Origin of the sequence: Bacteroides sp. AR20, from assembly GCF_964250605.1 — a bacterium.
GTDB lineage: Bacteria > Bacteroidota > Bacteroidia > Bacteroidales > Bacteroidaceae > Bacteroides > Bacteroides uniformis.
In genome coordinates, this window is record NZ_CAXUGK010000001.1 from 254,195 (window position 1) to 267,412 (window position 13,218).

Annotated in this window: 12 protein-coding genes; 11 read left to right on the plus strand and 1 reads right to left on the minus strand. The window is 43.3% G+C overall.

All coding sequences use genetic code 11. The features are described from left to right. Positions 1–24: 24 nt before the first annotated feature. From ACESTD_RS00995 to ACESTD_RS01020, 6 genes are all read left to right on the plus strand, one after another. Positions 25–399, plus strand: a complete 375-nt coding sequence (locus ACESTD_RS00995; RefSeq protein WP_005832831.1) for a YccF domain-containing protein — start codon at positions 25–27, stop codon at positions 397–399. A 241-nt stretch (positions 400–640) separates the two neighbouring features. Then, entirely contained in the window at positions 641–1,324 is a 684-nt protein-coding gene (locus tag ACESTD_RS01000; protein ID WP_005832827.1) for a hypothetical protein, read from the plus strand. 1 nt (position 1,325) lies between these two features. Next, a complete protein-coding gene (locus ACESTD_RS01005; RefSeq protein ID WP_061412320.1) occupies positions 1,326–4,064 on the plus strand; it encodes a TonB-dependent receptor domain-containing protein in 2,739 nt (912 codons plus the stop codon). Between the two features lie 6 nt (positions 4,065–4,070). Then, entirely contained in the window at positions 4,071–5,234 is a 1,164-nt protein-coding gene (locus tag ACESTD_RS01010; protein WP_022401959.1) for a DUF4249 domain-containing protein, read from the plus strand. A 12-nt stretch (positions 5,235–5,246) separates the two neighbouring features. Beyond that, on the plus strand, positions 5,247–6,380 hold the full coding sequence (locus tag ACESTD_RS01015; RefSeq protein WP_373158593.1) for a DUF4249 domain-containing protein: 1,134 nt from the start codon (positions 5,247–5,249) through the stop codon (positions 6,378–6,380). Between the two features lie 84 nt (positions 6,381–6,464). Beyond that, the gene (locus ACESTD_RS01020; RefSeq protein WP_227212788.1) at positions 6,465–8,030 is read left to right on the plus strand and encodes a hypothetical protein; all 1,566 of its coding nucleotides are present in this window, start codon (positions 6,465–6,467) and stop codon (positions 8,028–8,030) included. A 79-nt stretch (positions 8,031–8,109) separates the two neighbouring features. Here the strand turns inward: ACESTD_RS01020 and ACESTD_RS01025 are convergent, their stop codons facing one another. Then, positions 8,110–8,250, minus strand: coding sequence for a hypothetical protein (locus ACESTD_RS01025; protein ID WP_005832819.1), 141 nt, complete (start codon positions 8,248–8,250; stop codon positions 8,110–8,112). A gap of 245 nt (positions 8,251–8,495) precedes the next feature. On the opposite strand from ACESTD_RS01025, the gene ACESTD_RS01030 reads away from it, so the two are divergent. From ACESTD_RS01030 to ACESTD_RS01050, 5 genes are all read left to right on the plus strand, one after another. Further along, the gene (locus tag ACESTD_RS01030; RefSeq protein ID WP_373158594.1) at positions 8,496–9,071 is read left to right on the plus strand and encodes a Crp/Fnr family transcriptional regulator; all 576 of its coding nucleotides are present in this window, start codon (positions 8,496–8,498) and stop codon (positions 9,069–9,071) included. A 55-nt stretch (positions 9,072–9,126) separates the two neighbouring features. After that, positions 9,127–9,729, plus strand: a complete 603-nt coding sequence (locus ACESTD_RS01035) for a sugar O-acetyltransferase (RefSeq protein WP_005832814.1) — start codon at positions 9,127–9,129, stop codon at positions 9,727–9,729. A gap of 66 nt (positions 9,730–9,795) precedes the next feature. After that, a complete protein-coding gene (locus ACESTD_RS01040; RefSeq protein WP_008665300.1) occupies positions 9,796–10,707 on the plus strand; it encodes a LytTR family DNA-binding domain-containing protein in 912 nt (303 codons plus the stop codon). Positions 10,708–10,844: 137 nt separating this feature from the next. Beyond that, positions 10,845–12,770 carry a TonB-dependent siderophore receptor gene (locus ACESTD_RS01045; RefSeq protein ID WP_009038103.1) on the plus strand — a complete coding sequence of 642 codons (1,926 nt, stop codon included), beginning with the start codon at positions 10,845–10,847 and terminating at the stop codon, positions 12,768–12,770. A 27-nt stretch (positions 12,771–12,797) separates the two neighbouring features. Next, entirely contained in the window at positions 12,798–13,211 is a 414-nt protein-coding gene (locus ACESTD_RS01050; RefSeq protein ID WP_005832808.1) for a DUF2141 domain-containing protein, read from the plus strand. Positions 13,212–13,218 lie beyond the last annotated feature (7 nt).

Genomic DNA, 13,218 nt, shown 5'->3' on the forward strand with positions numbered 1-13,218 from the left:
TTCAGTATCAAAAAAAGGAAAGCTATGGGCTGTTTTATGAATATTTTGTGGTTGATGTTTGGAGGTATCATCACTGCTGTGGAGTATCTTATTGCAAGTTTATTGATGATGTTCACCATTATTGGCATCCCTTTCGGTATGCAGACCTTGAAAATGGCAAGCCTTGCCTTGTGGCCTTTCGGCAAAGAGGTTCGTAGCGGGGAACGTTCCAACGGTTGCCTCTATGTGCTGATGAATATTCTTTGGATATTCTTGGGCGGCATTTGGATTTGCCTTTCGCACTTGGGATTCGGGTTATTGCTGTGCATCACCATTATAGGCATTCCTTTCGGTATCCAACACTTTAAGCTGGCAGGGCTGGCATTGACTCCTTTCGGGAAGGATATTGTTGCGGCTTGAGCGATTGTGCTGTATCGTTTTTTTATAAATATATGTAAGTATAATTGATGGTGGAGGATGAATGGTGCTTTAATCTTATTGTAATGTGCTTCTGCTTGCATGCTAAATGTTTAGCTTTGTGTTTAGCATCCGATTATGGCTCTATTTTTTGTTTTTATTTGAATTATATATAATAATAATTTTATTTTTAAAAGTGAAATGTTATATTTGTGATTATCCTCACCTATAACACTTCACATATATGCGAAAAACACACCTTTACACGCTACTATGCGTCCTATGTTTTCCATCTTTGGTTTGTGCACAACAAGCCGTTTTTGATGAATTCAGAAAAGCGGCAGGAGATTATGCTGCTCTTTACTCCGGTAAGGCAGAGGAAAATTATAACCAGCAGAAGTATCTTAACCATCCCTATTGGAATACGGATGAATTTCGCGAGGGGGCTGTCTGTTATGGCAGATGGCTTTACTCGGATTTGCAGCTCCGTTATGATACCTATAAAAAGAGTCTGATTGTGGTTACTCCGGAGAAACGGATAACCTTGCAGGTAGATATGCGGAAAGTGGATTATTTTGTCATAGAAGGACAGAAGTTTGTACCGCAGGGTGACTGTTTCGCTGCGTTGCTATATGATAGTCCGCAAATGTGCCTGACACAGTATATCGTATCCACAATGGAGTCTCAGGTGAAGAAAAACGATCTTTATTACAGCCGGTTCAAGAAAAAGAGCTATTTCAGTCTTCGCAGTGGCGGAACCGATTATGTGATAACTTCCCGTTCGGGTTTCTTGAAACTTTTTCCTACATACAAGAAGCAGTTGAAGGCTTATTGCCGGAAAGAGCGGCTGGACTTCAAGGAAGATGGCGGTGTCCGGGCAATGACCCGGTTAACGGAATATATTGATTCCTTAATTCATGGAAAATAATATGAAAGCACATAATCTTAAATATACAGTAGCCTTTTTCCTCCTATTGTCGCCTTTCGGCATGTTTGCACAGCAACAGATGGCTATGGACAGCATTTCCATATTCGAATTGATGGATGCAGTAGAAAAGGGCACGTCTTGCCGTATTTATACAACGATAACGGTTCCTTTTAAAGTGAAGCGGGCAGAGGTGAAGAACCCCACTGCCGAGTACTTGAGAGAGGCTTTGGCAGCTACTATCTATAAGGTGACGGTTTATGGTGACAGAATATTTGTCTTGCCGGAGGTTTTTCTGGCCACCTCGCTGCCACCGGTATTGATGGGGGAAAAGTTGGAGACGGATGAGGAACTATTGCCTTCATACATTCCTATTGTGAAGTCTTCTTCAGAAAATAAGGTCTATGAGATAGGAAACAAGTACAAGCCTGCCCCCGGAGATATGATAACTTTGACCGGAAGAGTTTCTGACTTTAAGACCGGCCAGAATCTGGATGGTATCAACATCATTCATCGAGAGCCGTGGGTAGCTACGACGACCAACCGTCAGGGGGAATTTACCATTGACCTGCCTGCAGGCTATAATATTCTTGAAATTAGTGGGATGAATATCAAAGTGACCCATCGGCAATTTATGCTTTATGGTGAAGGCATTGTCCATATCGAGTTGGAAGAGGAAGACCATATGCTGGATGAGGTGCTTATTGTTTCGGGGCGTATACAGAACGTGAAAAGTGTGCAGTTGGGAATGGAGAAGCTGCAGCCTGCCCTGCTGAAAAACATTCCTACGGCTATGGGTGAGGTGGATGTGCTGAAGATGATACAGACACTTCCCGGCATCAAGACAGTGGGAGAGGCATCCAGCGGATACAATGTGCGTGGGAGTGCCGCCGACCAAAACCTGCTTCTTTTCAATAACGGAACGATTTATAACCCCAATCATCTTTTCGGTTTTTTCACGGCTTTTAATTCGGACATGATAAAGGATGCGGAACTTTATAAGAGCAGTATCCCCAGCCAGTATGGCGGGCGTATCGCTTCCGTACTGAACATCACCAGCAAGGAGGCGAACAAGGAAAAGTTTACCGGTTCTGCAGGTATCGGGCTTGTGACCAGTAAGTTGAATCTCGAGATTCCCATCATTAAGGAAAAGACTTCCCTTCTGCTGAGTGGACGTACGACCTATTCGGACTGGATAATGAAGACCTTGCCCAACAAAAGTGGGTATCGTGACGGGAAAGCAGGTTTCTATGACTTGGGGGCTGTCTTCTCGCATACGGTGAACGAGCGCAACAAGCTGAATGTCTATGGCTATTATAGTCACGACCGTTTTGCCTTTAATGACAATGAGAAGTATGCCTACAACAATATGAATTTCTCGGCAAACTGGCGGACTGTCTTTGCAGATAAGCTGACCGGAAACTTCTCTTTCGGTTATGACCACTACGATTACCGAAATGATGAAACGGTGGAGGAAGCGTCTGCCGCACGGCTGTCTTTTGCCATTAACCAATGGTTTGGAAAAGCGGACTTTCTTTATCAAGCCGGCAATAGCCATGCAGTGAACTTTGGTTTGATGAGCCAGCTGTATAATGTGAATTCCGGGACCTACGAGCCGGTGGGGCCTAATTCGCTGGTAAGATATGATGAACTGCAAAAGGATAAAGCACTGGAAAGTGCCGTTTATATAGGGGATGAATGGGATATAACTTCCAGGCTCTCCATCAATGCGGGTATACGCTATTCCATGCTCAATGCTTTGGGACCGCGCACTTACTATACATATCAGGAAGGTATGCTGCCCTCCATGTCTTCGGTGGCGGATTCTATCACGGCGGGGAATGGAAAGGTCATCAAGACCTATCACGGACCGGAATTCAGAGTGTCGGCACGTTATGCCTTTACAGATGATTTTTCCGTAAAGGCCGGTTTCAATACGATGAGGCAGTATATCCATAAGGTATCGAATACTGCCGTTATGTCTCCTACGGATACCTGGAAGCTGAGCGACCCCAACATCAAGCCTCAACGTGGCTGGCAGGTGGCGGCAGGTGCCTACTATAATACGCCGGGGCAACTTCTGGAATTATCTGTAGAAGGATATTACAAAAAGCTGATTGATTATCTGGATTATCGCAGTTCCGCCCAAATCCTGATGAACCACCATCTGGAGACGGATGTCATCAATACGGAGGGATATGCCTACGGCGTAGAATTTCAGGTGAAGAAACAGGTAGGAAAACTGAACGGATGGATGAGCTATACTTATTCGCGCACTTTCTTGCGTCAGAATGATCCGCGCATAGCCCGTCCCATCAATGGTGGAGAATGGTATCCGACCGAGTATGACAAGCCGCATGACTTCAAGCTTGTAGGCAATTACAAGTTTACCCGTCGTTACAGCATGTCTTTCAATATGGATTACAGTACGGGCCGTCCCACCACAATTCCTGCCGGGCAATACTACGACCAGGGTCTGAAAAAGATGCAGGTTTACTATACCGACCGTAACAGTTATCGTGTTCCCGACTATTTCCGTATGGATTTGTCGTTCAATATTGAACCCAGCCATCACCTGACATTGTTGACCCACAGTTCCCTTTCTTTCGGTATCTATAACCTGACCGGAAGGAAGAATGTGTACTCTGTCTATTTTGTGTCCGAGGAGGGTAGGATTCAAGGATACAAGATGTCCATATTCGGTGCTCCCATTCCTTTTGTTACTTATAATATTAAATTTTGAAAGGGTATGAAGAATAAAATATATTGGGTGATATGTATATGTCCGTTATGGTTGTTCCTTAGTAATTGTGTGGATAAGTTCAATGCCCATTTGCCGGAAAGTAGTATCGGCCTTCTCATAGTTGAAGGTAGTATTATATCGGATAGTGCTGTCGTGTTTTCTTTGAGCCGTTCCTTTTCCTTGGATGTGGAAGGGGTTCCTCCTGATTTCAATAAGGTGGATGCTGAAGTTTGTGTAACCGGTGAGGATGGCTCCAGTTTTAGTGGTGTTGCGTTGGGTAATGGAAAGTACCGGGTTGCTGTCGGAACATTGCATAGGGATGTTCGCTATAGCTTGAAGATTGTCTATGAGGGAGATACTTATATTTCCGAACCTCAATATCCGATAGGGACGGAAAGCATAGACGATGTCACTTACGAACAGCAAGGGGAGTATGGTGATGTCAGCATCCGTTTCTCCATGCAAAGCAAAGATGCTGCATGTTATTTCTGGAATTATGAAGAAGATTGGGAGGTTAGAGCAGTATACAATCCTATGTGTGCTTATGATCCCGATACAGACAAGGTTGTTGATTATGATGCCAGACCATACTCACGCGGATGGTGTCACAGTGAATCGTCCGAGATAATAATAGGTAATATGGAAATAAACAAGGATAATCGTGTAAAGGATAAGTGTCTCTATTCCATTGAAGCAGATGATATTCGTTTTTCTTGTTGTTACAGTACTATAGTGAAACAACGTAAGATTTCGAAGGGTGAATATGAATATTATCAGGAGAAAATAAAGCTTAATGAGGAGATGGGTGGGTTGTTTGTTCCCCAGCCTTCGGAATTGCCGTCGAACATTAGATGTGAAAGTTCAGATAAACAGGCTATTGGATATGTTGGTGTCAGTTTGAATGTGGCGGAATATCGTATTTTCATTTCTACAGATGATATACAATATAGGCTTCCTGAGGGGTATTGTCAGGGAGCGAAAGGGCTGAAAGAAGAGTATACATTTTTAGATTTATACTTGATGGGGTATACCATTGCATATCCGGACCCGGACCCACGTACGGGATTCAAAGGTTATGCATGGGTTTCTGGAGGTTGTACAGACGTACGCTATTTAGGTGCCAGCTTGGAAAAGCCTTCCTTCTGGCCAGTTGAAATCAATCTGTTTTGATTATTAAAAGCGATGAATAATGCAAAATATATAGTAACATGGATATGCTTGTTGTGGCTCACTATTGGCAGTTGTGTGGATAAATTCAATGCGCACTTGCCGGAGAGTAGTACGAGGGTGCTTATAGTTGAAGGTAATATCATATCAGATAGTACAGTCGTTTTTTCCTTGAGCTGTTCCTTTCCTTTGAATGTAGAAGGAATTCCTCAAGATTATAACAAGATAGATGCAGAAGTCAGTGTAGTAGGAAGTGATGGTTCTTGCTTTAATGGCACTTCTTTGGGAGATGGAAAATACCAAGTTGTAATTGGCTCTTTGAATAAGGATGCCAGCTATAGTCTGAAGATTGTGTATGAAGGGGATATTTATACTTCGGAGCCTCAATATCCATTGGAGACAGAAACAATAGATGACGTCACCTACGAGCAACCGGAAAAATACGGTGACATCTCTATCCGCTTTTCTATGCGGAGTGAAGATGGCGGATGTTATTTCTGGAGTTACGAGGAAGATTGGGAAGTGAGGGCAGTATATAATCCCAAGTTCCGTTACGACCCTACCACTGATGAGGTGGTTGATCTTGATGCTACACCATATGCACGGGGATGGTGTCATAATAAGTCGGCTAAAATCATAGTAGGTAATACAGGAACAAATAAGGATGCTCAATTGAAGGATAAGTGGCTTTATTCTATAAAGGCGGATAATAACCGTGTCTTTCATCATTATAGCACTTTGGTGAAGCAGCGTAAGATTTCGAGGGGCGAATACGAATATTATCAGGAGAAAATAAAAATCAATGAAGAAATGGGTGGATTGTTTATTCCTCAGCCTTCAGAACTTCCTACGAATATTATTTGCAACAATTCAGGCAAAAATGTAGTTGGTTATGTGGGAGTTAGCATGAATGTGGCAAAATATCGTATTTTCATTTCTGCCGATGATATATATTATAGGTTTCCTGACGGTTATTGCCAAGAATTTAGAGGTTGGGCAGATTCGTACATGGATTTATATGTGATGGGATATGCTATTGCTTATCCATTGATGGTAGGTTATGCATGGGTTTCCGGAGGTTGTACAGACGTACGCTATTTAGGTGCCAGCTTGGAAAAGCCTTCCTTCTGGCCGGATGAAATGAATTAATATTGAAATGATATGAAGAGAGTGATATTTTGTATTATAGGTTGGGTTCTTGTATTGGGATTACACGCTCAAATTGTTGAGAATATGCGTATTTATACAGACAAGGACTGCTATGTGGCTGGAGAAGATTTGTGGATAAAAGTTTGTGTGACGGATTCCTTGTCTCGTGGAAGCGTATTAAGCAAAGTAGCTTATGTAGAGATAAGTGACACGAAGCTGGTATACGCACAAGGTAAAATCGACTTGCAGAACGGGAATGGATGGGGACGTATCAGACTTCCGCAAGTCATGCATACCGGAGCTTACCAACTGACGGCATATACGCGTTATATGAGGAACTATCCTATGGCTTGTTTCCCAAAGAAGTATATAGCCTTGCTTAATACTGTTCAGACAACAGAGGAGGATAATGTGGAACTTTTCACGGATTCCATTACCGTTTCACAAGCTTCCGGCAATCAGCTTTCCGGAGCGGACTTATGGACAGATAAATCGGTCTATGGGAACCGGAGTAAAGTAGCCTTGACATTACCCAATCTGCCTGCTGATGTCAAGGAGCTTACTTTGTCCGTAGTACGAAAAGACTATGTGCTAAAGGGGTTTCCAATATCAGCCGACGGGCAGAAGAACTATACAAGTGTTCCGGAACGGTCATTTGCTGCAGAGTGTGAAGGGCATATTGTAACCGGCAGGCTGATGGGAGCGCCTGCTGACAATGTAAATGCACGTCTGGCATGTGTGGGCAAGGATATTCGTGTCTTTGGCGGACAGCCTAAGGCTGACGCTATTTATGCTTTTTATACGACCGGAATAACGGATATGCAGGAGATTGTATTAACTGCATTACCGGAGGAGGAAAGTCCCTGCCGATTGGAGCTTATTTCTCCTTTTGTCGGGGTGTTGGCGGAAAAACTTCCTAAAGTCTGTGTGTCATTTCGGAAAGAAGACTTGATAGAGCGTGGTTTCAGCGCGCAATTACATTCTCTTTTGCCGGTAGATTCTTCGTATAGCAAGAGTATATTGCAACAACTTTATGATTTTGTTCCCGCTTCCACTTATAATCTGGATGAGTATGTTCGTTTCAGGACTGTGAGGGATGTTTTTGTGGAATTTGTTAAGGGAATACGTATCAGTCAGCTGGAAGGTAAAGATGTCATCCGGATACTGCAACCGGATATAAGGAGATTCAGTAATATGAAAACACTGGTGTTGTTAGACGGGATTCCGTTTGATGACCATGAAACCATTCTGAACTATGATGCCCGTTTGATACACTATATACATCGTTATACTGGCAAATATACTTTTGGCGGGGAGTTGTATGATGGAATTGTTTCGTTTATAACCCATCGGGGAACATTGCCTGATATACGTTTGGATAAGAATTCACAGATGTTTTCTTATGAGTTTCCACAAAAGAGAATCGCATTTGTTGCTCCATCATACAATTCAGAGAAACAAGCCGGTTCTCGCTTACCGGATTTTCGGCATACACTTTATTGGAATCCGGAGATAACTTCCGCTATGGGTACACTCAACTTTTATACTTCGGATATGAACGGAATATATATAATTACCCTACAAGGAATTTCGGTTGACGGTAGGGAGATAAGGATGCAAAGTGAGTTTGTTGTTGGTGCTAACCATTAGTATAGATGGATAAAAAAGAAAAAGGGCAGAGAACAGAAAAGTTCCCTGCCCTTTATTCATTGTATTTAAAGGTGTTTTTTTACATGGTTACGAGTGACTGCTTTGCAAGCAGCTTTTGTAGTTTACCGTTCAGTGTTTGACACATTGTTCCATTACCCATTGCCTGATAGCGTTTGATTTGGTACTGTAACATAAAAATTTCATTTGCATTCTTTTTCATAATTCTCATCTTTTTGTGCTCTCCGCGTTTCGGAAAGCGGGTTTTTACATCTTTTCTTTTATCTTATAACGTTGCAAAGATACGAAATGTTTGCGAGAAATGTGTTTTATAACATAAAAAATAGCCATTCATCCTTTATTTTCTTTAGAAATACTAGATTTTGCAATCTATATATGACAAATATGTTACGCAAGTTTCGCAAACTCTTCCTTGTTTTATACCTTTGTAAAAAGGGATATTTTAGTATGGAGAATATTGTCAGAACAATAAGAGTTTATTATCCGGTTTCAGATGAAGCATTGGCGATATTGGCACATGGTTTTGAAAAGCAAGTGTTTCCTGTCAAAACACTTATTATCCGTGCAGGACAATTTGATAGGCAAGTCCACTTCATAGAGAAGGGAATGACACGCTCGTACACCTTGCACGATGGAAAAGAAATAACGACATGGTTCTCTATGGAAGGTGATGTAGCTTGTGGCTCGTGGGATTTATATAGGAACAAAGCAGGCTTTGAATACGTGGAAACATTGGAAGAAACACTGGTCTATTCTATTTCCATTGAAACGCTTAATGAGTTGTATAAGTCAGATATAGATATTGCAAATTGGATGAGGGTGTTACAACAGGAAAATTTTCTTCGCTTACAAGATATTCATATATCTCGCCTCAACTTGTCTGCGTATGAGCGTTATGAAAAATTAATGAGTGAGTGTCCGGCCCTTTTTCATAGAGTGACTTTGGGACATATCGCTTCTTTCCTTGGCATTACACAACAATCATTGAGTCGTATCAGGGCAAAGGGGTATTTTTTAACATAGGATAAATTCCTATACATTAGAGTTTTGTATTTTTGTCCGCAAAAACAGGATGTGTATGAAAACAGAATATGAAAAGTGCATGGCTGGCGAACCTTTTATAGGAAGCAGGGATCCGAAAATAGTGGAGATGATTTTGCGTACAAAACGTCTCCTGGCACAATTCAATGCCACAGATTATGCCGATAGCAAGCGCAGGAGGGAGTTGTTGTGTGAGATGTTGGGACATGTAGGCAAGAATGTGCATGTGGATATTGACTTCCATTGTGAATGTGGCAAGCATATTTTTATGGGCGACAAGGTAATTGTCAACATGAATTGTACCTTTGTGGACAACAATCGTATTGACATAGGTAGCAACGTCTTAATAGCCTCTAATGTACAGATATATACGGCAACCCATTCTACCAAAGTAGATGAACGTATGGTGCAGGACTGTCCGGAAGAACAAGAAATCTGCCGTACGTATGCCTTACCTGTACGAATAGAGGATGGAGTATGGATTGGTGGAGGGGTTGTCATTTTGCCTGGTGTCACCATCGGGAGGAACAGCGTTATCGGGGCGGGGAGTGTGGTTACCCGTTCTATTCCTGCGAATTGTGTGGCAGTGGGAAATCCTTGTCGTGTGATAAAACAGATTGATAATATAGTATCTGTATGAGCATGTGTTGAGTAAATGTATTATCTTTGCATATATTACCATGTAAACAAGAGAGACTATATACTTATGGGGAAATTGGTGGAACTTTGGCGGAGTCCTTATCCTACGTTTTATCAACGCTGGAAGGCAGTAGTGATACCTTCGGCCATTATTTTTCTGATATTATATATACTTCAGCCGTTCGGTATTTCCCGGATAAAGGGAAGTGTGTTTGGGGTGGTTGCCGGTTCTGCATTGATTGCGGCAGGTGCTTCGGGAGTTTTCACCTATTTGCTTCCGGCATTATTTCCTGCTTATTACAAGGAGCAGAACTGGACATTGGGTAAGCATGTGTTGAATTTGCTGCTGATGTTGTTGCTGATAGCAGTGGGGATTTGGGCCTATCAATCATGGTTGATGGGAATGTGGTTGGACAAGCGGTTGTTCTTTCTGGCTTTGTCTTGGGTAATGGTGCTGGCACCTTTTCCTACCATATTTTTTCTGATGTGGAACCGCAATTTGCAACTGACCCGCAATCTGAAAGAAGCTATGGAGATGAACGGTCACCTTTCAAGGAGAATATCCCCGGAAGTTGGGATAGCGAGCTTGGAAGACAAGGTGTTTTCCTCGGAAGAAGCGTTGGTGTTTGCCGGTGGCACCAAAGAAATGCTGGAAGTAAAGGCCGGAGATTTCCTTTATGCAGAGGCAAAGGGGAATTACGTAAAAGTAGGTTACCGTTCAGATTCGGATAAAGAAAAGAAAATTACATGGAGATTGTTGCGTGCCACCATGAAGCAGGCAGAGGAAGCTGTCTCTGCTTGCCCTTTTATTATCCGTTGCCATAGGGCCTTTCTTGTAAACATCCGGATGGTGGTGAAAGTAGATGGAAACTCTCAGGGATATAAGCTGAATCTGGAGGGTTGCGAAGAAGATGTTCCGGTTTCACGCGCATACGCCAAAGAGGTGAAAGCATTGATTGAAAACCGAACAAAGAGTTAGTCACTCGTCACAGAAATACGTTGTTCGTCACAAAGAGTTTGTTGGTTGTCACATATCCGGGCTGTCTGTCCCGGATATTTTTTTGTCTTATACCCTTCCTTTATGTTTGCGGCAGGAAACACAACGAATGTAAAGATATGAAACGGGAAACAGTCTTTGGGATATTGGGTGTATTACTTTATACACAGCCTTCCGTAGCGCAGAAATCAGTGACCGATACAGTACGTCTGAATTTTAATATAGACAGTGTCGCTTTGGAAGAAGTAGTGGTAAAAGGAGCCAGAACTCCTGCTGCCAACAGCCGTTGGAGCGATATGCATCCGGTGGAACTGGTCACGGTGGGCGGTGCGAACGGTGATTTATACAAGGCATTGCAGACTTTGCCCGGTACGCAAGTGCAGGGTGAAACCGGTGAATTGCTGGTACGTGGTGGAGGCAGTTACGAGACGCAGACTTTTATTGATGGAATGCATGTACTGAATCCCTATACTTCGAACGGAATAAATACCCCTGCTCGCAGCCGTTACTCTACATTTATGTTCAGTGGGGTAAACCTTGCTTCGGGAGGCGCTTCACAAGAATATGGAGAAGCGCTTTCGGCAGTCTTGCCATTGGAAACAAAAGATTACAGCAAGGTCGATAAAGTCGGAGTGAACGCTTCCGTTGTCGGTGTTGGTGGAGGGGGCACAAAGACTTTTGACAGAGGATCCTTGTCTGTTGACTTGAATTATCAGAACCTGGGTTTGTATGACAAGGTTTATTCGGGCAGGAGGGATTTCGAGAAGCCTTACCGGATGTTTTCCGGAGCTGTCCAGTTCCGTTATACTCTTGATGAAAGAGTGGTATGGAAGGTTTACGCACAATACGACCGGACGGACTTTTCCACTTACGAAGGGGATAACCGCAGATTGTTCGGGCTGGGTGAAGACAATATCTATGTAAATGCAACCTTTCGCAGGCATACTTCCGGAGAGTGGAGTTGGTTTGCAGGGGCGGCCTATTCTTACTATAACCGGAGAATCGGAGGAGCAGTTGTTTCGGGTGATAACTGGCTGGAACGTCAGCAAGAGACGCATCTGAAGGCTAAAGTTTCCAAACGGCTGTCATCGGTATTCCGCCTGGATATGGGGATAGAGAGCTATATCCGCAATTACAGGAATCATTATCTGTTGTGCGGGACGGATGACAGCAATCGCATGTCGCCTACCATTGGTGCGGGTTTCTTTTCGATGGCTTATTATCCGATGGAACAATTGAAGATGGAGTTTTCTTTTCGCACGGAATACACTTCTCCGAACCGTAAGATGAATTTCTCTCCCCGGCTGGCGGCGAACTATTATTGGGGAAACATGATGCTGTCGGGGATTGTAGGGCGATACACACAGTTGCCCGAGAACAACTGTTTGGTGCGTCGGCCGCAGTTGATGTCGGAAGTATGTATGCAGTACAATTTGGGCGTTCAGTACGACTATGAAGGGCGTTTCTGTAAAGCTGAACTTTATTATAAGGATTATGACCGTCTGGCATTGGAGGAAACGGATGCCGATACGAAAGCTGTATTCTTGACCTCCAACGGTTATGGACACAGCAAAGGCATAGACTTGTTCTTCCGTGATAGAGCGTCCTTCAAGAATCTGGAATACCAGTTATCCTATACCTATAATATAGCCAAACGTAAATATCGGGAGTATCTGGAACTGACTACTCCTCAGTATGCTACACGGCATAATGCAGCCTGGGTGGTGAAGTATTCCTTGCCTCGCCTGCGTTCCATTGTCAGCGTGACCGACCGTTTCAGTAGCGGACGTCCTTATCATAACTCCATGCTGCCGGGTCTGATGAACGATGAAGTGAAGCCTTATAACAGTCTGGATTTGGGTGTGACCTTCCTGGCAAGCAAGAAGGTAATCATCCATGCTTCCACCAGCAATATCCTTTGCCGGAAGAATGAGTTCGGTAAGGTGGATAACAAGGCTGTCCTGGCTTCCAGCGACCATTTTTTCTATGTAGGAGTATATGTGACTTTAGGCAAGAAGGCCGCCTACGATGTATCCAATTTTTAGACAATAACCCTTTTTAAATAAACAAAGATGAAAGCAATGATTATTTTTTTAGTATTTGTAATGCAAAGTGCCGCCCAGCTGCTCTTTGCCCAGAACCTGACTATTGAAGTGTGTGACATTGAAAAGGTGGAGGGGCATCTCTATGTCGCCATCTACAATTCGGAAGAAACATTCATGAAGAAACCCTTGACCGCCTTCCGGATAGATGTGAAAGATACGTCGCTCTCCATTCCTTGCCAGGGGTTACCTACGGGTACGTATGCCATTTCGTTGTTTCAAGACGAGAACGGAAACGGGAAACTGGATACTGCCGTTTTCGGCATTCCTACAGAGAAGTACGGGTTCAGTAATGATGCTCAAGGCGTTATGGGTCCGCCGTCTTATGACAAATGCAGCTTCACTTTTTCCGGAGACACGACTTTGGTGATACATCTGAAGTAGAGTGATT